The sequence below is a fragment of the Amycolatopsis sp. NPDC114505 genome, from assembly GCF_055633615.1.
Map to the genome: position 1 here is coordinate 72,191 of NZ_JBVKDV010000007.1, position 26,896 is coordinate 99,086.

Annotated in this window: 7 protein-coding genes; all 7 read right to left on the reverse strand. The window is 73.2% G+C overall.

The features are described 5' to 3' along the window. Positions 1–50 precede the first annotated feature (50 nt). A complete protein-coding gene (locus tag ACZ7OU_RS49130) occupies positions 51–5,327 on the reverse strand; it encodes an SDR family NAD(P)-dependent oxidoreductase (RefSeq protein ID WP_470260614.1) in 5,277 nt (1,758 codons plus the stop codon). Beyond that, entirely contained in the window at positions 5,324–21,007 is a 15,684-nt protein-coding gene (locus ACZ7OU_RS49135; protein WP_470260615.1) for an SDR family NAD(P)-dependent oxidoreductase, read from the reverse strand. Before ACZ7OU_RS49135 ends, ACZ7OU_RS49130 begins: the two co-directional genes overlap by 4 nt. Before the next feature lie 108 nt (positions 21,008–21,115). Next, positions 21,116–22,273, reverse strand: coding sequence for a cytochrome P450 (locus ACZ7OU_RS49140; RefSeq protein WP_470245461.1), 1,158 nt, complete (start codon positions 22,271–22,273; stop codon positions 21,116–21,118). A gap of 38 nt (positions 22,274–22,311) precedes the next feature. Further along, positions 22,312–23,583 (reverse strand): methylaspartate mutase, encoded by a 1,272-nt coding sequence (locus ACZ7OU_RS49145; protein WP_470260616.1) that lies wholly within the window; start codon positions 23,581–23,583, stop codon positions 22,312–22,314. Continuing rightward, positions 23,580–24,056, reverse strand: a complete 477-nt coding sequence (locus tag ACZ7OU_RS49150; RefSeq protein ID WP_470260617.1) for a cobalamin B12-binding domain-containing protein — start codon at positions 24,054–24,056, stop codon at positions 23,580–23,582. The genes ACZ7OU_RS49145 and ACZ7OU_RS49150 overlap by 4 nt, the downstream gene beginning before the upstream one ends. Further along, entirely contained in the window at positions 24,053–25,261 is a 1,209-nt protein-coding gene (locus ACZ7OU_RS49155) for a type III PLP-dependent enzyme domain-containing protein (RefSeq protein ID WP_470260618.1), read from the reverse strand. The genes ACZ7OU_RS49150 and ACZ7OU_RS49155 overlap by 4 nt, the downstream gene beginning before the upstream one ends. Beyond that, complete coding sequence (locus tag ACZ7OU_RS49160) at positions 25,258–26,706, reverse strand: AMP-binding protein (protein ID WP_470260619.1); 1,449 nt, start codon at positions 26,704–26,706, stop codon at positions 25,258–25,260. The genes ACZ7OU_RS49155 and ACZ7OU_RS49160 overlap by 4 nt, the downstream gene beginning before the upstream one ends. Positions 26,707–26,896: the final 190 nt, after the last annotated feature.

Genomic DNA, 26,896 nt, shown 5'->3' on the forward strand with positions numbered 1-26,896 from the left:
GTTGGCGGAAGCGGTCCCTTGATCCCGGCCGGGGGAGGCGGCCGGGAGACTCAGCCCTGCGACTCCAGTTCCTCGTCCAGCATCGCGAACAGCTCGTCCGCGCCGGCCTCCTCGAGTTCACGGTCGGCCGGGGAGAACGTCGCCACCAGCTCGCGAAGGCGGCCGAGAACCGCGGCGCGAGAAGACGAATCCAACGCGCGCAGCTCGGTCTCCAGGTCCGTCAGCCGGACCTCCACCGCGGACGGCGGCTCGGCCAGCCCGTCGCCGAGGAACGCGGCCAGCGCGCCGGCCGACGGGTGGTCGAAGATCAGCGTGGCCGGGAGACGTTGCCCCGTCAGGGATTCCAGGCGGTTGCGCAGCTCGATCGCCGTCAGGGAGTCGAAGCCCAGCTCGATGAAGCCCTTGCGCGGGTCGATCGCGTCGCGGCGTTCGTGGCCCAGTACCACCGCCGCCGTGCCGCACACCAGGTCCAGCAGCGCACGTCCGCGCTCGGCCGCCGGCAGGGCGACCACCCGGGACCACGAGTCGTCGACGACCTCCGCACGACGTCGCGCGCCACCGCGGACCAGGCCGCGCAGCATCGCCGGAACGCTGTGCGCGTCCGCCCGCACCCCGGACATGTCCAGCCGGACCGGCACCAGCGACGGCTGCTCGGTCCCGAACGTCGCGTCGAACAGCGAAAGCCCGTCCGCGAACGACAAGCCGAGCACGCCCGAGCGCGCCATCCGGATCAGGTCGGTGTCGGCCAGCTCGTTCGACATGCCGCCCTCGGACCACAGCCCCCACGCAAGCGACACCGCGTGGCGCCCGGACGCCGCCCGGTGGTGGGCCAGCGCGTCCAGGAAGACATTCGCCGCCGAGTAGTTCGCCTGGCCCGCCGCGCCGAGCGTGCCGCCCGCCGACGAGTACAGGACGAACGGGACGTCCAGGTCCGCCGTGAGCGCGTGCAGGTTCCACGCCGCGTCGACCTTCGGCCGCAGCACCGCGTCCATCCGCTCCGGCGTCAGCGCCAGCAGGACGCCGTCGTCGACGACGCCGGCCGTGTGCACCACCGCCGCCAAGTCGACGCCGGTGAGCAGCTCGGCCACCGCGTCGCGATCGGCGAGATCGCACGCCGCGAGCGAAACCTCGGCCCCCAGCTCGGTCAGCGACGAAACCAGCTCCGAGGCTCCCGGCGCCGAAGCACCGCGACGGCTCGTGAGGAGCAGGTTCGTGACGCCGTGCTCGGTCACCAGGTGCCGCGCGATCAGCTGCCCGAGCACCCCGGTACCGCCGGTGACCAGCACCGTTCCGGCAGGATCGAGGCGGGCCGGTTCCGATGTGGGCACGAACTTCGCCAGCCGGTGCACCAGCACCGCGCCGTCCCGCACCGCGACGCCCGGCTCGTCGGCGTACATCGCCCCGAGCACCGCGTCGAGGGGCAGGTCACCACCGTCGACGTCCACGACCATGAACCGATCCGGGTACTCCAGCTGCGCCGTCCGGATCACGCCCCACAGCGCGGCGTGCGTCAGATCGTCGACGCCCTCCTCGGGACGCGTCCCGATCGCGTTCGCCGCGACCACGACGAGCCGGGACGACGCCAAAGTCTCTTCGGCGACCCAAGCCTGGGCCAGCGCCAGCAACCGATGCGTCGCCTCGCGCGCCGCGCCAGGAGACGCCGTCGCGGGCGCCACGAACGGCGCGAACACCACGTCCGGCGCCACCCCGGCGGAAACCAGCGCGGGAAGGTCCACATAGGACTTACCCGGCAGTCCGAAGCCGGCCCCGAGCACCGCGGAGGAGACGCCCGAAACGGCGTCGCCCGCGAACGGCTGCCACTCGACGCGGAAGAGCGAGTCGTCCACCGCCGAGCGCGTGGCGCGGAACGCGTCGGCCGCGATCGGCCGCAGCGACAGCGATTCGACGCTGAGCACCGGCGCACCGGTGGCGTCGGTCGCACTCAGCGAGACGGTGTTCTCGACGTCCGAAGAGATCAGCACCCGCAGCTCGGCCGCGCCGGCGGCGTGCAGCGACACGCCCGACCACGCGAACGGCAGCACCGGCTTGTCCTCCGTCGGCCCGGCGAGGCCGATCGTGTGCAGCGCGGCGTCGAGCAGGGCCGGGTGCAGGCCGAACGCCGAGGCGTCCGCGTCCTCCGGCAGCGCGACTTCGGCGGCCAGCGTGTCGCCGTCCTGCCACACGCGGCGCAGCCCGGCGAACACCGGCCCGTAGTCGAAGCCCTGGGCGGCGAGGTCGTCGTAGCGGGAGGTCACGTCGATCTCGACCGCGCCCGCGGGCGGCCACTCGGGGACCGCGGCCGGCCCACCAGCCGAAACGGACAGCCGGCCAGTACCGTGCTGGACCCACTCCGCGGAGTCCTCGGCCTGCGAGAAGATGCCAAGAGAGCGCTGCTCCGATTCGAGAGCACCCACGACGACCTGCAGCCGGACGGCCCCTTCCGGGGGCACGATCAGCGGCGCGGCCAGGGTCAGCTCGTCGAGCCGTCCGCAGCCGACCTCGTCGCCCGCGCGGACCGCCAGCTCGACGAACGCCGTCCCGGGGAACACCAGCGAGCCCTGCACGACGTGGTCGGCGAGCCACGGCTGGGTCCGCGCCGAAAGCCGGCCGGTCAGCACGGCGCCACCCGAGTCGGCCGCGACGACGACGGCACCCAGCAGCGGGTGCTCGGCGTCGCGCTGCCCGACCTCGGCGACGCCGCGGACGCGGGCACCGGTCGGGTTCTCCAGCCAGTAGCGCTTGCGCTGGAACGCGTACGTCGGCAGTTCGACCACAGTGCCGCCGGCGTAGAACGCCGAGAAGTCCACAGTGGACCCGCTGACGAACAGCGACGCCACGGCGGCGGCCGCCGACTCGGCTTCGGGCCGGTCCTTGCGCAGCACCGGGACGAACGTCGCGTGGTCGTCCGCGCCCAGGCACGTCTGGCCCATCGCGGTGAGCACGGCCGACGGCCCGACCTCGACGAACGTCGTGACGCCCGCGTCGAGCAGCGTGCGGATCCCGTCGGCGAACCGGACGGCGTCGCGCACCTGGCTCACCCAGTACTCCGGCGAGGTCAGGTCGGCGTCCGGCGAAACCGTCGAGATGACCGGGATCTCCGGCGTGCGGTAGGTCAGGTTCCGGGCGATGAAGGCGAAGTCCGCGAGCATCGGCTCCATCAGCGCCGAGTGGAACGCGTGCGAAACCTTGAGCCGCGTCGTCTTTTCGAACTTCGAAGCCACGGTGAGCACCGCGTCCTCGTCGCCGGAGAGCACCACGGACGCGGGCCCGTTGACGGCGGCGATCGACACGCCGTCGGTCAGCAGCGGCACGACGTCGGCTTCGGCCGCCGCCACGGCGACCATCGCGCCGCCGGTGGGCAGCGCCTGCATCAGGCGCGCCCGGGCGGTCACCAGCGTGCAGGCGTCTTCGAGCGAGAGCACGCCGGCGACGTGCGCCGCGGCCAGCTCGCCGATGGAGTGCCCCAGCAGGTAGTCGGGCTGGACGCCCCAGGACTCGAGCAGCCGGAACACCGCGACCTCGATGGCGAACAGCGCCGGCTGCGTGTATCCGGTCTCGTCCGAGCCGAGCACGGACTTCAGCGGGACGTCGAGGTGCTTGTCCAGCTCGGCGGCCACCAGGTCGAAGACCTCGGAGAACGCCGGGAACGCGGCCGCCAGCTCCAGGCCCATCCCGGCGCGCTGAGCGCCCTGGCCGGTGAACAGGAACGCCGTGCGTCCCGCCGCGGCCACGCCTTCGACGACACCGGACGGACGGCCCGCCGCGTACTCGGTGAGCGCCCGGATCGCGCCCGCGCGATCGGCGGCGACGACCCCGGCGCGGTGCTCGGCCAGGGTACGGGTGGTCGCCAGCGAGTAGCCGACGTCCACAGTGGACGCGTCCACAGTGGTCAGCTTGCCCGCCTGCGCTCGCAGCGCCTCCGGGTCGTTGGCCGAAAGCAGCCAGGTCACCGGACCTTCCTCCGGGGAAGGAGCGGCCACCGGGTCGCCCTGCTCGACGATCACGTGCGCGTTGGTCCCGCTGATGCCGAACGACGACACACCGGCGCGGCGCGGCCGGCCGGTCTCCGGCCACGGCCGTTCGGCGGTGAGCAGCGAAACCGTGTCCGTCCATTCGACGTGCGGCGATGGCTCTTCGGCGTGCAGCGTGCGCGGGAGGACGCCGCGCCGCAGCGCCTCGACCATCTTGATCACGCCGCCGACGCCGGCCGCCGCCTGCGTGTGGCCGACGTTCGACTTGAACGACCCGACGTGCAGCGGCCGTTCGGGCGTGGCCACCTTGCCGTAGGTCGAGATCAGCGCCTGCGCCTCGATCGGGTCGCCCAGCTTGGTGCCGGTGCCGTGCGCCTCGACGGCGTCCACATCGGACAGTTCCAGGCCGCCGTCGGCCAGCGCCGCGCGGATCACCCGCTGCTGCGCCGGCCCGTTCGGCACGGTGATGCCGCTGGACGCGCCGTCGGAGTTCACCGCGCTGCCGCGCAGCACGGCCAGCACGTGGTGGCCGTTGCGCCGCGCGTCGGAAAGCTTTTCCAGCAGCAGCATCCCGGCGCCCTCGGAGCAGCCGACGCCGTCGGCGCCGCTGCCGAAGGCCTTGCACCGGCCGTCCGGGGACAGCCCCTGCTGCTCGCTGAAGTAGACGAACATGTCCGGCGTCACCATCACGGTCACGCCGCCGGCCAGCGCCAGCGAACACTCGCCGCGGCGCAGCGCCTGGGCCGCCCAGTGCAGGGCGACCAACGACGACGAGCACGCCGTGTCCACCGACACCGACGGGCCTTCGAGGCCGAGGGTGTAGGAGATGCGGCCGGAGATGAGGCTGCCGTCGCTGCTCCCGGCGCCGTAGTCGTGGTACATGACGCCCGCGAAGACGCCGGTCTTGCTGCCGCGCAACGTCGACGGCACGATGCCCGCGCGTTCCACGGCCTCCCACGCCGTCTCCAGCACGATCCGCTGCTGCGGGTCGAGCGTCTTGGCCTCGCGCGGCGAGATCCCGAAGAACTCCGGCTCGAAGTCGGCGGCTTCGTAGAGGAAGCCACCCTCCTTCGAGTACGTCGTCCCGGGCCGGCCCGCGGGGTCGAAGATCGACGCGGTGTCCCAGCCACGGTCTTCCGGGAACTCGCCGATGGCGTCGGTGCCGCCCGCGACGAGGTCCCAGAGCTCCGAAGGCGTGGTGACGCCGCCGGGGTACCGGCAGCCCATCCCGATGATCGCGATCGGCTCGCTCATCGCCGCGGTGAGCTTCTGGTTGTCCGCCTTGAGCCGCTCGTTGTCCATCATGGACTGACGCAGCGCGGCGACGATCTGCTCGGTGGACGGCGCCTGGGTCACTTCGAGTCCCCTCCATCGGTCTGGGTGCCCGCCATCGCGGACTTGACCAGGTCGGCCAGGTCCATCCCGGCGATCGCGGCCACTTCGTCGGTTCCGTTGGCCTCGGCGACCTCTTCGACCGGCTCGCCCAGCTCGGGCAGCAGCTCGCCGAGCAGGAAGCGGGTCAGCGGCAGCGGGCTCGGGTAGTCGAAGATCAGCGTGGCCGGCAGGCGCAGCCCGCAGGCCGCCCCGAGCCGGTTGCGCAGTTCCAGCGCGGCCAGCGAGTCGATGCCCAGGTCGGTGAAGCCCTTCTCGACGCCGACCGCCGAAGCGTCGTCGTAGCCGAGGACGGCCGCCGCGTGCTCGCAGACCAGCTGCAGCAGCGCGGATTCCCGCTCGTCGGCCGACATTCCGGTCAGCTTCTCGGCGAACCCGGTTTCCGGTGCCGCCGTCGCCGGACCCGCTGCCGCGGCCGCCCGCCGTGGGGTGGCCGTGACCAGGCCCCGCAGCAGCGGCGCGATCCGGTCGGCTTCCCGCAGGTCGGCGAGCTTCACCGGCACCAGCGCCGGCTCACCGGCCGCGAGCGCGGCGTCGAAGAGCGCGAGACCGTCGGTGACGGCCAGCTCCGCGACCCCGGACCGGGCGATGTGCGTCAGGTCGACCGCGTCCCCGCTGCCTTCCCACGGACCCCAGGCCAGCGCCGTCGCCGGGAGGCCCAGCGCCGCGCGGTGCTCGGCGAGCGCGTCGAGGAAGACGTTGCCCGCCGCGTAGTTCGCCTGCCCGGCGGCGAGCAGCAGGCCGCCCGCCGAGGAGTAGAGGACGAACGCCTTGAGGTCCAGCGACGCGGTCAGCTCGTGCAGGTGCCAGGCCGCGTCCACCTTGGGCCGCAGGACGTTCGTGACCTGCGACGGCGTGAGCGCGCTGAGCACCGCGCTGTCCATCTGCCCGGCGGCGTGCACGACGGCGGTGAGGTCGGGCAGCGAGCCGATGAGCGTGGCCAGCTCGTCCCGGTTCGTGACGTCGCAGGCCGCGACGGTCACCGAAGCGCCCAGCTCCTCGACCAGCTCACGCGCTCCCGGCGCGTCCAGGCCACGGCGGCTGGTGAGCACCAGCTTCCGGGCCCCGCGAGCCACGAGGTGCCGGGCCAGGTGGCCGCCGAGCAGGCCGGCGCCCCCGGTGATGAGGACCGTGCCGTCGGCGTCCCACTCGACCGGGTCACCGATCGTGGTGACCTTGGCCAGCCGCGGGACGCGGACCTCGCCGACCCGGACGATCGCTTCCGGCTCGCCGGAGGCGACCACCGCGGGCAGCGCCCGCATCGACTGGGCCAGGTCGTCGACGTCGACCACCTGGATCCGGCCCGGGTTCTCCGCCTGCGCGGCCCGGACGAGACCCCAGACCGGCGCCTGCGCGAGGTCCGGGCTCTCCGCCACGGCATTGCGGGTGACGACCAGGAGCTTGCCCTCGAAGCCGTCGAGCCAGGTCTGCAGCCGGCCCAGGGTTTCCTGGACGGTCGCGTGGACCCGGGCGGGGACGTCGCCTTCGGTCGAGCCGACCGGCAGGACCAGGACGTCGGCCGCCACCAGTTCTTCGTGCGTCGGGACGCCGAGACCGAGGTCGTCGGTGCCGAGCACGGCCCAGCCCTCGATGGACTTGACCAGCCGGACACCGGCCGCGGGCTGCCAGTCGATCCGGTAGAGCGAGTCGGGCACCTTCGCGCCCAGCTGCCCCTCCGACACCGGCCGCGTCACCAGCGACTCGATCGAGGCGACCGGCGAACCGGTGGCGTCGGCCAGCGCGAGCGAAGCGTCCTTGCCCTCCTTCCGGACGTGCACCCGCAAGGTGGTGGCCCCGGCAGCGTGCAGCGAGACCTGGTTCCAGGCGAACGGGATGGTCGTCTCGGTCAGCGCCTTCGGGCCGCCGGGGACGAGGAAGTCCGTGGCGCCCAGCGCCGAGTCGAGCAGCCCCGGGTGGAGGCCGAACTCGCTCGCCGCGGTGCCCTCGGGCAGCGCCACCTCGGCGAACACCTCACCGTCGCGCAGCCACACCGCGCGCAGGTTCCGGAACACCGGGCCGTAGCCGAAGCCGAGGCCGGCCAGGTCGTCGTAGAGGCCGGTGAGGTCGACGGCTTCCGAGTTCTCCGGCGGCCACACCGAGAGGTCGAACTCCGCCGGCCGGGCCCCGGCGGCCAGGGTGCCGGCCGCGTGCTGGGTCCAGACGTCCTCGACGCGGGAGTGCACCGACAGCTCGCGACGGCCGCCGGCGCCCGGAGCTCCGACGACGACACGGATGTCGACGCCGCCCTCGGCCGGCAGCAGCAGCGGAGCCTGCTGGGTGAGCTCTTCCAGGACGTCGCAGCCGACCTGGTCACCGGCGTGCAGCGCCAGCTCGACGTACGCGGTGCCCGGCAGCATCGTCCGGCCCATCACCACGTGGTCGGCCAGCCAGGCCTGCCGGTCGACCGCGAGCCGGCCGGTCAGCACCGCGCCGCCGTCGGGCAGCTCCACCAGCGCGCCCAGCAGCGGGTGCCCGGCGGACTTGGCGCCGAGCGAGCCGACGTCGCCGGCCCGTTTCGTCGCGTTGAGCCAGTAGGCCTTGTTCTGGAAGGCGTACGTCGGCAGGTCCACAGTGGACGCACCGCGGCCGGCGAACACAGCGGCCCAGTCGGGCTTCGCGCCCCGCGAGTACAGCGTGGCCAGCGCGGTGAACAGCGTGGCCACCTCGTCGCGGCCCCGGCGCAGCGCGGGAACGCCCACGACGCGGTCGGGCCGGTCGGCGACGGAGGTGTCACACTCGCGGGCCATGCCGGTCAGGACGGCGTCCGGGCCCAGCTCGACGAACCGGGTGACCCCGGCGGAAAGGAGCGTGCCGACGCCGTCGGCGAAGCGGACGGCCTCCCGCACGTGGTTCACCCAGTACGCCGGCGAGCAGAGCTGCTCGGCGGTGGCGATCCGGCCGGTGACGTTGGAGACGACCGGGATGGTCGGCGCGGTGTAGGTCAGCTTCTCCGCCACCACGGCGAACTCGTCCAGCATCGGCTCCATCAGCGCGGAGTGGAAGGCGTGCGAGACGACCAGCTGCTTCGTCCGCCGTCCGGCGTTCTTGAAGGCCGCCATCGCGGCCTGCACCGCGGCCTCGGGGCCGGAGATGACCACCGAACGCGGGCCGTTGACCGCGGCGACGTCCACGCCGGCCGGGAGCGCGGCGCGCACCTCGTCCTCGGTGGCCGCGATCGCCGCCATGGCTCCGCCGGCGGGCAGCGCCTGCATGAGCCGGCCGCGAGCCGCGACCAGGGTGCACGCGTCGACCAGGGAGAGCACCCCGGCGACGTGCGCGGCGGCCAGCTCGCCGATCGAGTGCCCGGCGACGTAGTCCGGCGTGATGCCCCACGACTCGACCAGGCGGTAGAGCGCGACCTCGATCGCGAACAGCGCGCACTGCGTGTACGCGGTCTCGTTCAGCAGCGGGCTGCCGTCCCGGATGACGTCCTTGAGCGGGACCTCGGTGTCGAAGAGGCCACAGGCCTCGTCGAACGCGCCGGCGAAGACCGGGAAGGCCTCGTACAGCCGGCTTCCCATACCCGGCTGCTGAGCGCCCTGCCCGGTGAACAGGAACGCCGTCAGGTCGGCGGCGCTGGTCGCGCCGGTCACCGTGCCCGCCGGGGTCCCGCCGGTGGCGAGCCCGTCGAGGGCCTTCAACGCGGCGTCCCGGTTCGCCGCCAGGACCACCGAGCGGTGGTCGAGCGCGGCTCGCCCGGTGGCGAGCGAGTAGCCGACGTCGGTCAGGTCCAGCTCCGGGTTCGACCGGATCCACGCGGCCATCCGGGCCGCCTGGTCGGCGAGCGCGGCGGCCGTGGTCCCGGCGATCGGGAGCGGAACGGTCGGCAGCTCCGGTGCCGTCCGGCGTGGACGTTCCACAGTGGACGGCGGTGCCTCTTCGATGATGATGTGCGCGTTGGTACCGCTGATGCCGAACGACGAGACGCCGGCGCGGCGCGGACGCCCGTTGGGCAGCCACGGCCGGGCCTCGGTCAGCAGCTCGATGTCGCCCGTGGTCCAGTCGACGACCGGCGACGGCGCGTCGATGTGCAGCGACTTCGGCAGCGTGTTGTGCCGCATCGCCTGGACGACCTTGATGACCCCCGCCGCACCGCCGGACGCCTGCGCGTGGCCGATGTTGGACTTCACCGAGCCCAGGTACAGCGGCCGCCCGTCCGGACGGTCCTGGCCGTAGGTGGCCAGCAGCGCCTGCGCCTCGATCGGGTCACCCAGCTTCGTGCCCGAGCCGTGCGCCTCGACGGCGTCCACTTCGGACGGTGTCAGACCGCCGGCCGCGAGGGCCGCGTGGATCACGCGTTCCTGCGACGGCCCGTTCGGCGCGGTGAGGCCGTTGGACGCGCCGTCCTGGTTGACGGCGCTGGAGCGGACCACCGCGAGGACCTCGTGGCCGTTGCGCTGGGCGTCGGACAGCCGCTCCAGCAGGAGCAGGCCCGCGCCCTCGGCCCAGCCGACGCCGTCGGAGGCCGCGGAGAAGGACTTCGACCGGCCGTTGGGCGAAAGCACGCCCTGACGGCTGGAGTCGACGAACAGGTCCGGCTGCGAGAGCAGCGTGACACCGCCCGCGAGGGCCAGCCCGCACTCCCCCGCCCGCAGCGCCTGCACCGCGAGGTGCAGCGTGACCAGCGAGGACGAGCACGCGGTGTCGACCGTCATGCACGGGCCCTCGAGGCCGAGCAGGTAGGAGATGCGGCCGGAGACGACCGCGCCCGAGCTGCCGTTGGGGATGTAGGCGGCGACGTCGAGGGGCGCGCCGGGGACGCGGCTGCCGTAGTCGTCGTACATCGCGCCGGTGAAGACGCCGGTCATGCTGCCGCGCAGCGCGGTCGGGTCGATGCCGGCCCGCTCGATGGCCTCCCACGCCGTCTCCAGCAGGAGCCGCTGCTGCGGGTCCATGGCCAGGGCCTCGCGCGGGCCGATGCCGAAGAACGCCGGGTCGAAGTCGGTGCCCTCGTGGAGGAACCCGCCTTCGCGAGCGTAGGTCTTACCGCGCTTGCCGCGCTCGGGGTCGTAGATGCTGTCGATGTCCCAGCCGCGGTTGGTCGGGAACTCCGACACGGCGTCGACCTCGTCGACCAGCAGCTGCCAGAGATCCTCCGGCGAGCGGACGCCGCCGGGGTACCGGCAGGCCATGCCGACGATCGCGATCGGCTCCTGCATCGACGCGTTGGTCCGGGTCGTGGTGGCCGGGACCTTGGCGACCGCGCCGAGCAGCTTGCCCTTGACGAAGTCCGCCACCGCCTTGGCGGTCGGGTGGTCGAAGATCAGCGTCGCGGGCAGGGTCAGCCCGGTCGCGGTGCCGAGCAGGTTGCGCAGCTCGACCGCGGCGAGGGAGTCGAAGCCCAGCTCCTTGAACGCGCGGGTGCCGTCCACTTCGGACTTGTCCGCGTAGCCGAGCACGGTGGCCACCTGCGTGCGGACGATGTCCAGCAGCACGCGGTCCCGCTCGTTGTCGGCCAGCGCGGCCAGCTCGGCGGCCAGCGCGTTGTCGGCCGCCTTCGCTGCCTTGGCGGTCCGGCGGGCCTTCGGCGGGACGAACCCGCGCAGCAACGCGGGCAGGTCGTCGGTCCGGGCCCGCAGCGCCGCGACGTCCACCCGGAGCGGAGCGATCACGGCGTCCTCGGTGGCGGTCGCCGCGTCGAACAGCGCGAGGCCCTGTTCCGCGGTGACCGCGGGGAGGCCGAGCCGCGCCATCCGGGCGAGGTCCGCCTCGGCCAGCTCACCGCCGAGGCCGGTGTTCTCGGCCCACAGACCCCAGGCCAGCGCCGTCGCCGGCAGGCCCGAAGCCCGCCGGTGGGCGGCGAGGCCGTCGAGGAACGCGTTGGCCGCGGCGTAGTTCGCCTGGCCCGCGGGCAGCACCTGGCCGCCGGCGGAGGAGAACAGCACGAACGCGGCGAGGTCGTGGGTCAGCTCGTGCAGGTGCCAGGCGGCGTCGACCTTCGACCGCAGGACCGAGTCGAGCCGGTCCTGGGTCAGCGAGTCGAAGACGCCGCTGTCGGCCGTGCCCGCCGCGTGCACCACGGCGGTCAGGTTGTCGATCGCGCCGAGCAGGCTCTCGACCTGGGCGCGCTCGGTGACGTCGCACGCGGCGACCCGCACCCGGGCCCCCAGGTCCTTCAGGTCCTCGACCAGCTGCTTGGCGCCCGGCGCGCCGAGCCCGCGACGGCTCGTGAGCACCAGGTCGGTGACGCCGTGCTCGGCCACCAGGTAGCGGGCCAGCAGGCTGCCGAGCCCGCCGGTGCCGCCGGTGATCAGCACCGCGCCCGCTCCCCAAGGGGAAGCGCCATCGGACTCGGTCTTGACGTACCGCGGCACGAGCACCGCGCCTTCGCGGATCGCGGCTTCCGGCTCCCCGGAGGCGACGACCGCCGCGACGGACGCGGCCACCGTGTCGGAATCGGCGTCGACGACGAACACGCGCCCGGGGTGCTCGGCCTGCGCCCCGCGGGCCAGGCCCCAGAGCAGGCCCTGCGTGACGTCCACAGTGGACTCACCGGCGGGCACCGCGTCCTGGGTGACCACGGCCAGCTTGGTGATCCCGAACCGGGACTCGGCCAGCCAGGCCTGCAGCTCGGCGAGCAGCCACGCGGTGTTCTCGCGGGCCGCCACCGGGACGTCCCCTTCGGCGCCGGGCACGGTCACCGTGATCAGGGCCGGCACCGGCTCGCCGCGGTCGATGGCCGCGACGAGGTCGGCGAACCCGGCGTAGGTGGCGGCCACCCCGACGCGGCCGCGGCCGATGGCGACCACCTCGGCGTCGGACTGCGGCACGGACACCGGCTGCCAGGCGATCTTCAGCAGCGAGCCGTCGATTTCCGCAGGCTGAGACAGTTCCCGGCGAACCGGACGCGAGACCAGCGAGTCGATGGTCGCGACCGGACGGCCTTCGCTGTCGGCCACCTCGATGGCCGACACCTCGTCGCCGTTCAGCCGCTCGATCCGCACCCGCAGCACCGAAGCGCCGGCGGCGTGCAGTGTGACGCCGTTCCAGACGAACGGCAGCAGCGTCGCGCCGCCCGGGTCGCCGAGGAGGTCGGCGTGCATGGCGATGTCGAGCAGGGCCGGGTGCAGGCCGTAGAGGCTCGCCGTCGACGCCGCCGGTTCCGGCAGCGCGACCTCGGCGAAGACCTCGTTGCCCCGCTTCCAGGCGGCTGTGAGCCCCTGGAAGGACGGGCCGTAGCCGTACCCGCGCTCTTCGAGCAGGTCGTACGCGCCTTCGACCTCGATGCGGTTCGCCCCGGCCGGCGGCCATTCGGTGAGCCCGGCGGGCTCGGGCCGCGGCGCCGCGGACAGCGTGCCGATCGCGTGCTGGGTCCACTCGTCGCCGTCGATCGGGCGGGAGAAGACGGTGACCGGGCGGCGGTCGCCGTCGGCGGGACCGACCACGACCTGGAGCGCGACGGCACCGTCCGGCGGCAGGATGAGCGGCGCCTGCAGCGTCAGCTCCTCGACCGTCGAGTGCCCGACCTGGTCGCCGGCCGCGATGGCCAGCTCGACGAACCCGGTGCCGGGCACCAGGATCGCGCCCTTGACGACGTGGTCGGCCAGCCACGGCACCGACCCGGCCGACAGCCGGCCGGTGAGCACCGTGGTGTCCGAACCGGACAACGGCACGACCGCGCCCAGCATCGGGTGCGGCAGCGGCTGCTGCCCGACCGCCGTCACGTCGCCGGACGGCGTCGCGTCGAGCCAGAAACGCTTGTGCTGGAAGGCGTACGTCGGCAGGTCGAGCCGGATGGGGCCGTCGCCGAGCACGCGGTCGAGCTTCGCGGTGCCGCGGGTGTGGAGGCGGCCGAGTGCGGCCAGCGCGGTGCGGACCTCGTCCCGGTCGCGGCGGCCGAAGGGCACGAACGCGGCCTCGGCGTCGGTCTGCCGGCCGAGCGCGGTCAGCACGCTGTCCGGGCCCAGCTCGAGGAACGTTCGCACGCCGTCGGCGGTCAAGGCGGTCACCGCGTCCCCGAAGCGGACGGCTTCGCGGACGTGCGTGACCCAGTACTCCGGCGAGGTCAGGTCCGCCCCCGGCGAGACCGTGGAGAAGATCGGGATCCGCGGCGCGTGGAACGTCAAGCCCGCGGCGATCTCGCGGAACTCGTCGAGCATCGGCGCCATCAGCGGCGAGTGGAACGCGTGGCTCACGCGCAGCCGGCGCGTCCGGATGTCGGCGACCGTGGCCGCCCGCTCGATGCGGGCCACGACGTCGGCGACCCCCGAGACGACGACCGACGCCGGACCGTTGACCGCGGCGACGCTGACCTCGTCCTCGTGCCCGCGGATCAGCTCCCGCGCGGCCTCCTCGGACGTGGCGAGCGAAACCATCGCGCCCCGCGGCTCGCCCAGCGAGCCCATGAGCCGTCCACGGGCCGCGACGAGAGCGGCCGCGTCCTCAAGGGAAAGCACCCCGGCGACGTGCGCCGCGGCCAGCTCGCCGATCGAGTGGCCGGCCAGCGCGTCGGGCACGATCCCCCACGACTCGGCGAGCCGGAACTGCGCGACCTCCACGGCGAACAGCGCGGTCTGGGTGTACTGCGTCTGGTCGAGCAGGCCGCGGTCGGCGAGCGCGGTCGTCCCGAGGACGACGTCCCGCAACGGCACGTCGAGCAGCGGGTCGAGCGCGGCGCACACGGCGTCGAACGCGTCCGCGAAGACCGGGTAGGTCTCGGCCAGCGCGGCGCCCATCCCGACCTGCTGCGCGCCCTGCCCGGAGAAGAGGAACGCGAGCTTGCCTTCGGTGACGACGTCGCCGTTCTGCTCGCCGCCGGCCAGCGCGTCCAGGCCGTCGGCCAGCTCGGCCGGGGTCCCGGCGACCACCACGGCGCGGTGTTCGAGCGCCGCGCGGGTCGAGTTCAGCGAACGCGCCAGCTCGGCGACGGTGAGGTCGTCGTGGTCGGCGAGGTACTCCCGCAGCCGGGCGGCCTGGCCGCGCACGGCGGCCGGGGTGCGGCCGGAGAGCGCGACGGGGACGACGGCCTCGGGCTGCGGCTCGGCCGGCTGCGCGATCTCGGCGTCGGCCGGAGCCTGCTCGATGATCACGTGGGCGTTGGTGCCGCTGATGCCGAACGACGAGACGGCGGCGCGGCGCGGGTGACCGTTGGGCGACCAGTCGCGCGACTCGGTCAGGAGCCGAACGGCGCCGGTCTCCCAGTCGACCACAGTGGACGGACGATCGACGTGCAGGGTCTGCGGCAGCTGCTCGTTGCGCAGCGCCATGACCATCTTGATGATGCCCGCGACACCCGCGGCGGCCTGCGTGTGGCCGATGTTGGACTTGATCGAGCCGAGCCACAGCGGCTGGTCCTCGGCGCGGTCCTGGCCGTAGGTGGCGAGCAGGGCCTGCGCCTCGATCGGGTCACCCAGCGTGGTGCCGGTGCCGTGACCTTCGACGGCGTCCACTTCGGACGGTGCGAGACCCGCGTCGGCCAGTGCCTTCGCGATCACGCGCTGCTGCGAGGGCCCGTTGGGGGCGGTGAGGCCGTTGGACGCGCCGTCGTGGTTGACCGCGGAGCCCTTGAGCAGCGCGAGCACCGGGTGGCCGTTGCGCTTGGCGTCGGAAAGCCGCTCGACGAGCAGCATGCCCGCGCCCTCGCCCCAGCCGGTGCCGTCGGCCGAGTCGGCGAACGAGCGGCAGCGGCCGTCGGCGGACAGGCCGCGCTGGCGGCTGAAGTCGACGAAGGTGTCCGGAGTGGACATCACGGTGACGCCACCGGCGAGGGCCAGCGTGCACTCGCCGCGGCGCAGCGCCTGGACCGCCCAGTGCAGGGCGACCAGCGACGACGAGCAGGCCGTGTCGACCGTGACCGTCGGGCCCTCCAGGCCGAGCGCGTAGGACACGCGGCCGGAGACGACGCTGGCGAGGCTGCCGTTGCCGAGGTAGCCCGCGATGTCGTCGGACACCGTGCCGAGGCGGGTGCCCCAGTCGTGGTACATGACGCCGGCGAACACGCCGGTCGCGCTGCCGCGCAGGGAAACCGGGTCGATGCCGGCCCGCTCGAACGCCTCCCAGGACACCTCGAGCAGCAGGCGCTGCTGCGGGTCCATCGCGGCCGCCTCACGCGGGCTGATCTCGAAGAAGTCGGCGTCGAACTCGGCGGCGTCGTGCAGGAACGCGCCGTGCTTGACGTAGCTGTGGCCGGGCTTGCCGGGCTCGGGGTCGTACAGCGCGTCGACGTTCCAGCCGCGGTCGGCCGGGAACGGCGTGAGCGCCTCTTCCCCACCGGCGACGAGCCGCCACAGGTCTTCCGGCGTCGCGACGCCACCGGGGTAGCGGCACGCGATGCCGACGATGGCGATCGGCTCCTCCGGGTCGACCGTGGTCACCGGCGCGATCGGCGTCGTGGGCGCCAGGCCGACGACGCGCGTGACCAGGTACTCGGCCAGCGCCCGCGGGGTCGGGTGGTCGAACACCAGCGTCGCGGGCAGCCGCAGGCCGGTGACGGAGTCGAGGATGTTACGCAGCTCGACCGCGGCGAGGGAGTCGAAGCCGATCTCGCCGAACGGGCGGGACGGGCTGATCGCCGACGGGCCGTCGTGGCCGAGCACGGCCGCGACGTGGGTGCGCACCAGGTCGAGCACCGCGCGGTCGCGGTCGGCCTCGGACAGCGAGACGAACCGCTCGGCGAACTGCCGCTCCGGCGTGAGTTCGCCCGTGGTCGCGGCGACCCGGCGTCGGCTCGCGGGAACCAGGCCGCGCAGCAGCGCCGGGACGTCGTCGCGAGCGCTCAGCGCGGCACGGTCGACGCGGGTCGGCACGACGTTGGCCGTCCCCGAGGCGATCGCGACGTCCAGCGCGGCCAGGCTTTCGGCCGCGGTCAGCGGGGCGAGGCCCAGCCGGCCGATCCGGCTCAGGTCCTTTTCGGACAGTCCGGCGCTCATGCCGAGCGCGGCGCCGTCGTCGGTCCACAGGCCCCAGGCCAGCGACGTCGCGGGCAGGCCCTGCTCGCGGCGGTGCTCGGCGAGCGCGTCGAGGAAGGTGTTGCCGGCCGCGTAGTTGGCCTGGCCCACGCCGTCGACCAGCCCGGCCGAAGACGAGAACAGGACGAACGCGGCCAGGTCCGAGGTCAGCTCGTGCAGCGCCCAGGCGGCGTCGACCTTGGGCGCGAGGACGGTGTCGAGACGCTCGTCGGTGAGCGAGCCGATCAGGGCGTCGTCGAGCACACCGGCGGTGTGGACGACTGCGGTCAGCGGCTGCTCGATCTTCTTCAGCGCGGCCGACAGCGACCGCTTCTTGGTGACGTCACAGGCGATGACCTGCACCGTCGCGGTTTCGGACAGCTCGGCGACCAGCTCGGCCGCGCCCGGGGCGTCGCTTCCGCGACGACTGAGGAGCACCAGGTGCCGGACGCCGTGGGTGGTGACGAGGTGCCGCGCGACCTGCGCCCCGAGGCCGCCGGTGCCGCCGGTGATCAGCACGGTGCCGTCGGGCTGCCACGCCGGCGCGTCGGCGGCCAGGCGGACCAGCCGCGGGGCCAGCACGCGGTCGCCGTCGACCCTCACCTCCGGCTCGCCGGACGCGAGCGCGGTGGCCAGCGTCGCGGCGGTGGTCTCGCCCTCGACCAGGACGATCCGGCCCGGCTGCTCGGCCTGCGCCGAGCGCACCAGCCCGCGCACCACGGAGTCGGCGAGCGACCCGCGGGTGTGCAGCACGAGCTTGGCCGAAGTGTCCTCGGCGAGGAACGACTGGAGGATCTCCAGAACGTGGTGCGCGGTCCGGCGGGCGGCAGCGGGAACCCGCCCGCGTTCGCCCGGAACACTCACGAGCCTGACCTCACCCGGATCCGCGTCGGAGGCCGCGACCGGCGTCCACTCGACGGTGTGCAACAGGTCCTGGGCCCGCGGGCCCAGGTCGGCGCCGCTGACCGGGCGGGAGCGGAACGACTCGACCGACAGCACCGGCGTCCCCGCCGGGTCGGTGACCTCCAGGGAGACACCGCCGGTGGCGGGCGACGTGATCCGCACCCTCACCTCGGCCGCGCCGGAGGCGTGCAGCCGCACGCCGGTCCACGCGAACGGCAGGCGGATCTCGTCGGCTTCCCGGGCCTCGCCCGGGGCGAAGTCGGTGGCGTGCAGGACAGCGTCGAGCAGCGCGGGGTGGATGCCGAAGGAGTCGTCCCGCGTGGGCAGGGCGACCTCGGCGAACACGACGTCCTCGCGCTTCCACGCGGTCCGCAGCCCTTGGAACAGCGGGCCGTAGCCGTAACCGTGCGCGGCCAGCTCCTCGTACAGCTCGTTCGTGGCGACGACCTCGGCGCCGGACGGCGGCCACTCGGTCATCGGCGCGGGTTCGACGGCCGGCGCCTCGGCCAGCACGCCGACGGCGTGCCGGGTCCAGGCGACGTCCTGCTCGGCGCGCGAGTAGAACTCGATGGTGCGGCGGCCGTCCTCGACCGGGCCGACCACGGCCTGCACCTCGACGCCCCGGCCCTCCGGGACGGCAAGCGGTGCCTGCAGGGTCAGCTCGTCGACGACGTCGCAGCCCGCGCGCCCGGCGGCGTGCAGGGCCATCTCGACGAACGCGGTGCCGGGCAGCAGCGCGGTGCCGGCGATGGTGTGGTCGGCGAGCCACGGGTGCGACCGCAGGCCGATCCGGCCGGTCAGGACCAGACCGTCGTGGTCGGCGAGGCCGATCTCGGCGGCCAGCAGGGGATGCCCGGAAGCGAGCTGCCCGAAGTCGGTGGCGCCGCGCGCGGTGAGCCAGAAGTGCTTGCGCTGGAAGGCGTACGTCGGCAGGTCGACGGCGTTGGCCGGGCCGAAGAACGCGGTCCAGTCGACCGGGACGCCGCGGGTGTGCAGGCGGCCGAGCGCGCCGGCGAGCGCCGGGACCTCGGCGTGGCCGCGGCGCTGCGCGGGGACGAAGGCGATGTCGCCGCCGTGCGGGCCGGTGGCGGCCATGGCCGCGAGGACGGCGTCCGGGCCGACCTCGATCGCGGTGGTGACGCCGGCCGCGGCGAGCGCGGCGACGCCGTCGGCGAACCGGACCGGCCGCCGCACGTGGTAGAGCCAGTAGCCGGGCGAGCACAGCTCTTCGGTGGTCGCCAGGCGGCCGGTGACGTTCGAGATGACCGGGATGGACGGCGGCGCGAAGTCGACGACGTCCAGGACCTCGCGGAACTCGGTGAGCATCGGCTCCATCAGCGGCGAGTGGAACGCGTGCGACACGCGCAGCTCGCTGGTCTTGCGGCCCTGCGCCCGGAACACCGAGACGACGGCCTCGACCGCGTCACGCTCGCCGGACACGACGACCGACGTGGGGCCGTTGATCGCGGCGATGCTGACGCCGTCGGTGAGCAGCGGGCCGACCTCGTCCTCGGTCGCGGCGATGGCGACCATCGCGCCACCCTCGGGCAGAGCCTGCATGAGACGGCCACGCGCGGCGACGACCAGGCAGGCGTCCTCCAGCGACCAGACGCCGGCGATGTGCGCGGCGGCGAGCTCACCGATCGAGTGCCCGAGCAGGACGGCCGGCTTGACGCCCCACGACTCCAGCAGCCGCGCCAGCGCGACCTCGATCGCGAACAGCGTGCACTGGGCGTACTGGGTGCCGTTCAGCTCGTCGGCGTCGTCGCCGAAGAGGACGTCGCGCAGCGGGCGGTCCATCTGCACGTCGAGGTGGTCGATGGCCTCGTCGAAGACCTCGGCGAAGACCGGGTGGGCCAGGTACAGCTCCTTGCCCATGGCGAGCCGCTGCGCACCCTGGCCGGTGAACAGCATCGCGAGCTTGCCCGGCGTGCGTTCGCCGGTGACGACGGCGGAATCCTGCTCCCCCGCGGCGAGCGCGCGCAGGCCGCGGACGGCGTCCTCGGTGCTCTCGGCGACGACGACGGCGCGGTGGTCGTGCGCGGCGCGCGTCCCGGCCAGCGAGTAGCCGATCTCGGTGAGATCCGCGGACTCCACTGTGGACAGGAGCTTGCCCGCCTGCGCCCGCAGGGCTTCCTCACTGCGGGCCGAGACGACGAGCGGCACGACCGGGAGCGGCTGGGTGTCGACGGTCTCGTCGGCGATCTCGGGCGCCTGCTCGATGATGACGTGCGCGTTGGTGCCGCTGACACCGAACGACGAGACGCCCGCGCGGCGCGGACGCTCGACCGCGGGCCACTCGCGGGCCTCGGTCAGCAGCTCGACGTCGCCCGCGGTCCAGTCGACGTGCGGGGTCGGCGCGTCCACGTGCAGGGTCTTCGGGAGCCGGCCGCGGCGGATCGCCTCGACCATCTTGATCACGCCGGCCACGCCGGCCGCGGCCTGGGTGTGGCCGATGTTGGACTTGATCGAGCCGAGCAGCAGCGGCGTCTCCCGGCTCTGCCCGTAGGTGGCGAGCAGGGCCTGCGCCTCGATCGGGTCGCCGAGCCGGGTGCCGGTGCCGTGCGCCTCGACGGCGTCCACTTCGGACGCTTCGAGGCGCGCGTCGGCGAGCGCGCGGTGGATCACGCGCTGCTGCGACGGGCCGTTGGGGGCGGTGAGGCCGTTGGAGGCGCCGTCGGAGTTGATGGCGGTACCGCGGACGATCGCGAGCACGGTGTGCCCGTTCGCGACCGCGTCGGAAAGGCGTTCCAGCACCAGGACGCCGACACCTTCGGCGAACCCGGTGCCGTCGGCGGCCGCGGCGAAGGCCTTGCAGCGGCCGTCTTCGGCGAGGCCGCGCTGGCGGCTGAACGCGGTGAACGTGCCGGGCCCGCCCATGACGGCGACACCGCCGGCGAGGGCGAGCGGGGTCTCGCCGCGGCGCAGGGCCTGCACGGCGAGGTGGAGCGCGACGAGCGAGCCGGAGCAAGCGGTGTCGACGGTCAGCGTCGGGCCTTCGAGGCCGAGCGCGTAGGCGACGCGGCCCGAGACGACGCTCGGCGCGTTGCCGGTGAGCATGTAGCCGTCGAGGCCGTCGGGGGCCTCGTGCAGGCGCGGGCCGTACTCCTGGGCCTCGGCGCCGATGAAGACGCCGGCGGGCGTGCCACGCAGCGTCGTCGGGTCGATCTTGGCGCGCTCCAAGGCTTCCCACGCCGTCTCGAGGACGAGCCGCTGCTGCGGGTCCATCGCGGACGCCTCGCGCGGGGCGATGCCGAAGAAGCCCGCGTCGAACTCGCCGGCGTCGGGCAGGAAGCCGCCGGAGGTGACGTAGCTGCTGCCCGGGCGGTCCGGGTCCGGGTCGTAGAGGCCGTCGAGGTCCCAGCCGCGGTCGGTCGGGAACCCGGTGATGGTGTGGACTTCCTCGGCGACGAGCCGCCAGAGGTCCTCGGGCGAGGCGGCCCCGCCCGGGTAGCGGCAGCCGATGCCGACGATCGCGACCGGCTCGTCCGTGTCGCCCGACAATGCGGGTCCACTGTGGACGGCCTCGGCGCCGAACACCGCCGCGTGCAGGAAGCGCGCGACGGCGACCGGCGTCGGGTGGTCGAAGGCCAGGGTGACCGGCAGGTCGAGCCCGGTGGCCTCGGTGAGCCGCGCGTGCAGCTCCACCGCGGCCAGCGAGTCGAACCCGTGGTCGGAGAACGCCTTTTCCGGGTCGAGCACCGCCGGGACGTCCGGCCGGGCCGCCAGGAGCGCGGCCCGGGTGGCGTCGTGGACGACGTCGGCCAGGAATGCCGCGCGGTCACCGGAGGGCAGTTCGGTCAGCCGCTCCGCGAACCCGGACGCCCGATTCGATTCGGTCTCAAACTCACGCATTCCGCACTCCACCGCTGTAGCAAGCCAGCACTCAAGGTCGTCTTTTTCGATCGTAGGTCGGCGCGCGACGCGGCCGGATCCCCTGAAAACGCTTCTAGGGGCGGGAAGTCACCACGCGATGCGCAGCAGCGAAGGCCCCCGCACGATCACGCCGTACTCCCACTTCACGCCCTCGCGCCCGTCCGCGAACCGCAGGTCCGGGAACCGCGCCAGGATCGCCTTCAGCGCTTCCTGCAGCTCCAGCCGGGCCAGCTGCGCGCCGATGCAGTGGTGCGGGCCGTGCCCGAACGCCACGTGCGGGTTCGGTTTGCGGGTCAGGTCGATCCGGTCCGGGTCGGCGAAGACCTCCGGGTCGCGGTTGGCCGCGTGCAGCGCCGGCAGCACCGGGTCGCCCGCGCGCACGACGACGTCGCCGAAGCGGATGTCCTCGGTGGCGTAGCGGGCGAACATCGCCGCGGTGTTGATCGGCACGTACCGCAGCAGCTCTTCGATCGCCGTGGGCATGATGTCCGGGTTCGCGCGCAGCTGTTCGAGGAGCTCGGGCTGCGTCAGCAACGTGAAGACGAAGCTGGGCAGCGCCGTCGACACCGTCTCGACGCCGCCGGTCAGCAGGCCCGCGCCGGCGATCGAGATCAGCTCGTTCTCGGTCAGCTTGTCCCCCGCGTCACGGGCGTAGACGAGCGCGCCGAGCAGATCGTCGGTCGGCTCTTCGCGGCGCTGAGCCACCAGGCCGGCGACGTAGTTGTCGAGCTGGTCGCCGTAGACGTCCAGCACGTCACCCTTGGCCGTGGCATCGCTGACCAGCGCCTGGGTCCACTCGCGGAAGATCTTGTGGTCCTCCTGCGGCACGCCGAGCAGGTCGCAGATCACGGTGACCGGCAACGGCCGCGCGAGGTCCTCGATGAGGTCGGCGCTGTCGCCCTGGGCCTGCATGTCGTCGAGCAGCCGGTTGACCAGGTCCTTCACCCCGTCGCGCATCTGCTCGAGCCGACGCGCGGTGAACGCCTTGCCCACCAGGCGGCGCAGGCGGGAGTGGTCCGGCGGGTCCATCCCCATGATGCCGTCGCCCATCTGCTGACGGCGCATCCGCGGCTGGTCGAGGCCCTGCGCGAGCTCCCGGCTGAACCGCGGGTCGGTCGTCACCAGCTTGACGTCGGCGTACTTCGTCGCCAGCCAGGCCGGTTCGCCGAAGGGCATCTGCACCCGGCTCATCGGCTCTTCGCGCTGCAGGACGTGGTACTGCTCGGAAACGGAGATCTCGTGCATGTCGAACGGATACGCACGGACTGTCCGGCGTGAACTCGTCACGACTCGCCCCCAATCGCTCTCATCGGTTGTTCCAGCGCCTCGGCGTCGTAGGCGTTCTGGACGTGGGAAAGCGCCGACATCAGCGTCGACGAGGTGATCCGGGCCGCGTGGTGGCTCTCGACCACGCGGCGCAGCGGCAGCGACCCGAGCTCCGACCAGCCGAGCCGGCCCGCCGGGTCGAGGTAGCTGCGCGCCTGCCCGGCGTTGTCCGGGTGCAGGCAGTACGGGACGTCGAGCAGGCCGCGCTTGAATGCGACCACGATCGCGCGGCCGAGGTCGGCGTGGCTGTTCAGCACGGCGTCGACGAGGGCGTACGCCTCGCGGTAGACCTGGTTGTCACTGTCCACAGTGGCCCGGCCGGTGATCGGCCGCGCGACCGCGCCCGCGTGCTCCAGCGCCGCGACGTTCTCGGCGACGGTCGGGATCCGGTGGGCCTCGGCGGTGGTCTTGACGATGAGCCGTTCCGACCCGGTCGACACGGCCAGTTCGGCCGCCGTCCCGAGCAGGCCCCGCGCGCCTTCCGACGTCCGCGGGAACAGGCCCATGTAGGCGTAGATCACGACGTGCCAGGTGGCCTCGGGCAGCAGCGCGGCGCACAGCCGGCGCAACGCGGAGACGGCTTCCTGGTCCTGCGTCATGTTCGTCTGCTGCGCGTAGCTGACCGAAATGCTGCGGACGCCCTTGCGGTAGAAGAACAACGCCTCCAGCACGGACAGCGCCACCAGCTCGCTCGGCGGGCAGAGCTGGCCCATCATGCAGCCGCCGAACGTCTCCAGGTGCGGCCGTCCACCCGGGTGTTCGGCGTCGAGCAGCAGGTCACAGCAGTGCGCCCAGTTGCGGACGCTCTCGTCCAGCGGCGTGCGGCTGTAGGGCAGGCAGTAGGAGACCGGGCCGCCCTCGGTGGCGTGCAGGCCGGCGGCGATCATGGCGCGGAAGATGTCCGCGGGCCGGGCCGAACCGTGGCGCACCTGCACCGGGAAGTCCGGGCCTTCGAGCCCGTCGAGCATCGCGCGGGTGACCTCGGGCGGGTGGTTGACGATCGGGTAGCCGTTGAGGGCGATCCCGTTGCGCAGCGCGTGCGCCACGGAAGCGGTGTCGCAGACGCGGGTGTAGCTGTCGAGTGTGACCGTGCCGACGGTCGCGGCGGCCGCGCTCTTGGTCGCCGCGAGCCCGGCACGCATCACGGCCGGGTCGGCGAACCCCATGCGGGGCTGGACGACAAGCTCGCCCGCGGCATGGCGTCGCGCGACGAACTCTTCGAAGCTCACGCCTCCACCTGGGCCGCGCCCGCCGACAGCGTCGCGGCGAACCGGCGGAACGAGGCCGCGCCCTGCTGGTCGTCGAAGACCGCGTCGAACCCGGCGAGCAGCAGCTGCGCGGTCTCCTCCGCGGTCAGCGGCCCGCCGACGCCGAGCTTGCCGCCGATCACCACCGGCATGGTGCGCAGCTCGGGGAAGGCGCGCAGCCGCTGGATCACGCGCAGGCCGTCTTGGTGGCCGTGGCCGTTGACGCTGCTCAGCACGAGCATCGACGGGCGGCGGCTCAGGCACTCCGATTCCAGCAGCTCGTCCGGCACGCACGCGCCGAGGTTCACCACGTCGAAGCCGAGCTCGCCGACGAGCAGCTCGAGGTAGACCAGGTTCCAGGTGTGGGAGTCCGACGCCATGCTGCTGACGATCACCGTCCGCCGGGACGGCTCGGTGACGACCCCGGTGCCGTAGGCGTGCAGTTCTTCCGTCATGGCGAGACCTCGTAGACGCGCTGGTAGTCCAACCGGGACACCGAGACGACCTCGTCACCGCGCACCACGACCTCCGTCGGCGCGGGACGGCCGAGGAAGCTGATGAGGCTCGCGGTGACGCCGTAGGCGCCGACGTTCGGCACGGTGACGACGTCGCCGGAAACCAGCTCGGGCAGCTTCGCGGCCTTGGCGAGCGAGTCGCCGGGAGTACACAGTGGACCGACGAGGCTGCCCGTCGCGTCGCCGGCTTCCTCGATGCCGACGGCCGCGGGGAGCAGCCGTCCGATCCCGGACAGCCCGCCGACGACGTTGATCCCGGCGTCGAGCACGACGAACCTGCTGCCCCGGCTTTCCTTGACGTTCACCACGCCGGCCAGCAGCGAACCGCAGCTGCCGGAGAGGTAACGGCCGGACTCGCAGGCCAGCTCGATCCCGCCGTCGCGCCACTCGGGCAGGTGCAGGTCGAGCAGGGTTTCGAGCCCCGAGCGCAGCTTCGGGTAGTCGGTGCGCGGGCCCGGGACCGCGTACGGCGACGAGAACCCGCCGCCGATGTCCAGGACCTCCAGCGGCAGCCCGACCTCGTCGCGCAGCTTCGCGGCCGAGGTGAGCACGAACTCGTACTCCCCCAGCAGTGCGTCCTCGTCCTGGGCGTTGCTCATGGTGAAGAAGTGCGCGCCGACGACTCGGGCGCCGGGAACGGCCTTCAGCGCGGGCATGATCTCGGGCAGCGTCTCGGCGTCGATGCCGAACTGCGACGGCCGGCCCATCATCCGGATGCCGGTGCCGCCGCTGCTCGCGGTGGTGTTCACGCGCAGCAGCGCGGACGCCGTGACGCCGTGCTTCTCCGCGGCCGCCCCGACGTGCTGCAGGTCGGTCAGCGACTCGACGGAGAACAGCCGGACACCGGTGGCGATCGCGTGCTCGAGTTCGTCGTTCGTCTTGCCGGGTCCGGTGTAGAGGATCCCGGCCGGGTCGAACCCCGCCTGCAGCGCGTTGGCCAGCTCGCCGGTCGAGCTGATCTCCGCGCGGCAGCCGCCGCGGCGCAGCTCGCGGGCGATCTCGGGGTGCGGGTTGGACTTCAGCGCGTAGAACAGCTGGAAACCTTCGGGCAGCAGGCCGAAGAGCTGGTCGCGTGACTCGGCGACGACGTCGAGGTCGTAGACGTAGGTGGGCGTGCCGTATTCGGCGGCGATGTCGCGGCTCATTTGCGGGCGCCTTCCACGAGCAGGGCGAGTTCCTTCGTGGCGTTCTTGCCGTGCGCCGTGAGCGGGAACTCTTCGACGACGTGACACAGCGACGGGACCTTCTGCGGCTCGAGACGCTTGGCCAGCTCGCGCAGCACCGTCGTGGGCGGCAGGTCGGTCTCGACGCAGATGGCGAGGTCCCGCGCGTCGCTCGGCGGGATCGCGCCGGCCGCGCGGACACCGGGGATGTCCATTGCGGCTGCTTCGATCTCCAAAGTGGACATCCGGATGCCCTTGCGCTTGAACATGTCGTCGCGACGGCCCTCGAAGTACAGGTAGCCGTCGGCGTCGAGGCGGCCGTAGTCGCCGGTGTGCAGGCGCAGTTCGCCGGTGGTCTCGTCGCGGCGGAAGGCACGGGCGGAAATCTCGGGGGCTCGCCAGTAGCCGGGCATCACGTGCGGGCCGGCGGCGACGATCTCGCCGATGTCCCCGGCCGGCAGCTCGGTCCCGTCGGCGGCGAGGATCAGCACGGACGTGCCGGGCAGCGGCAGCCCGGACGAGCCGGGACGCTCGGTGTCCTCGTCCGGCGGCATGATCGTGATCCGCTTGCACTCGGTCTGCCCGAACTGGCGGACGACCTTGGCCTGCGGGAACGCGGCTCGGAGCTGCGCGATGGTGGCGTCCGGCAGGGCCGCGCCGGTGTTGGTGAACAGCCGGACCGGTGCCGCCGGTTCGGTGTCACGCGCGGCGAGCGTGGCGATCATGGTGGCCAGCGACGGGACGATCGGCACGACGGTGGCACCGACCTCCCGCATCCGCTGCAGCAGCCGCAGGTCCGACTCGGCGTCGGCGAGCACGATCTCGCTGCGGCCCACTGTGGACATCAGGACCTTGTAGAGGCCGTAGTCCCACGACATCGGGAACCGGCAGAACACGACGTCGTCCTGGCGGTAGCCGAGGACTTCCTGGATCGCGCGGGTGGCGAAGGTGACCTGGCGGTGCGGGCCGATCACGCCCTTCGGCGCGGCGGTGCTGCCGGAGGTGTAGACGAGGACGGCGATGTCGTCTTCTTGTACCTCGACGGCTTCCGCGTCGGTTCCGTGCGCTGCCTCGACCTCGGTCCAAAAGGGACCGAACTCCTCAGGGGTCAGCACCAGCACGGGTTCGGCGTTGGCCACGACGGAGTCGAAGTGGAACTTCTTCATCGCCGGGTTGATCGGCACGAACACCGCCCCGCGGCGGGACGTGCCGTAGAACAGCGCGACGAGCGCCCGATCGGTGGGCAGCTGCACGACAACGCGGTCGGCGTGCCCGACCCCGCGTCGCGCGAGCACCACGGCGACGGCGTGGCTCCACGCCTGGAGCTCGGCGTAGGTCCACGCACCGGCGCGATCGCGGACCGCCGACGCCCCGGCCGCGTCGGCCGCCGAGGCGTCGAGCAGAGAATGGACCAAGGAATCGTTCACGACTGCCACTCCGTATGGACTCGAAGGATCACCGGGCCGGCGTGGAAGACACACCTGGAGACCTTCGAAAAGCTAGCCGTGCCGACCTGCGGATCCCCACCCCTAACGGCCCCTAACCCCCGCCCCGGGCGACGGCACGCGAACGACCCGTTCACCGCGCCGGGCGTGGTGAACGGGTCGTTGCCGGGCT

Bases quoted from the DNA above. Each gene is read 5' to 3' on its own strand.
- ACZ7OU_RS49135 (WP_470260615.1), bottom strand. From the start codon at position 21,007: ATGCGTGAGTTTGAGACCGAATCGAATCGGGCGTCCGGGTTCGCGGAG.
- ACZ7OU_RS49155 (WP_470260618.1), bottom strand. From the start codon at position 25,261: ATGAGCCGCGACATCGCCGCCGAATACGGCACGCCCACCTACGTCTAC.
- ACZ7OU_RS49150 (WP_470260617.1), bottom strand. From the start codon at position 24,056: ATGACGGAAGAACTGCACGCCTACGGCACCGGGGTCGTCACCGAGCCG.
- ACZ7OU_RS49140 (WP_470245461.1), bottom strand. From the start codon at position 22,273: ATGCACGAGATCTCCGTTTCCGAGCAGTACCACGTCCTGCAGCGCGAA.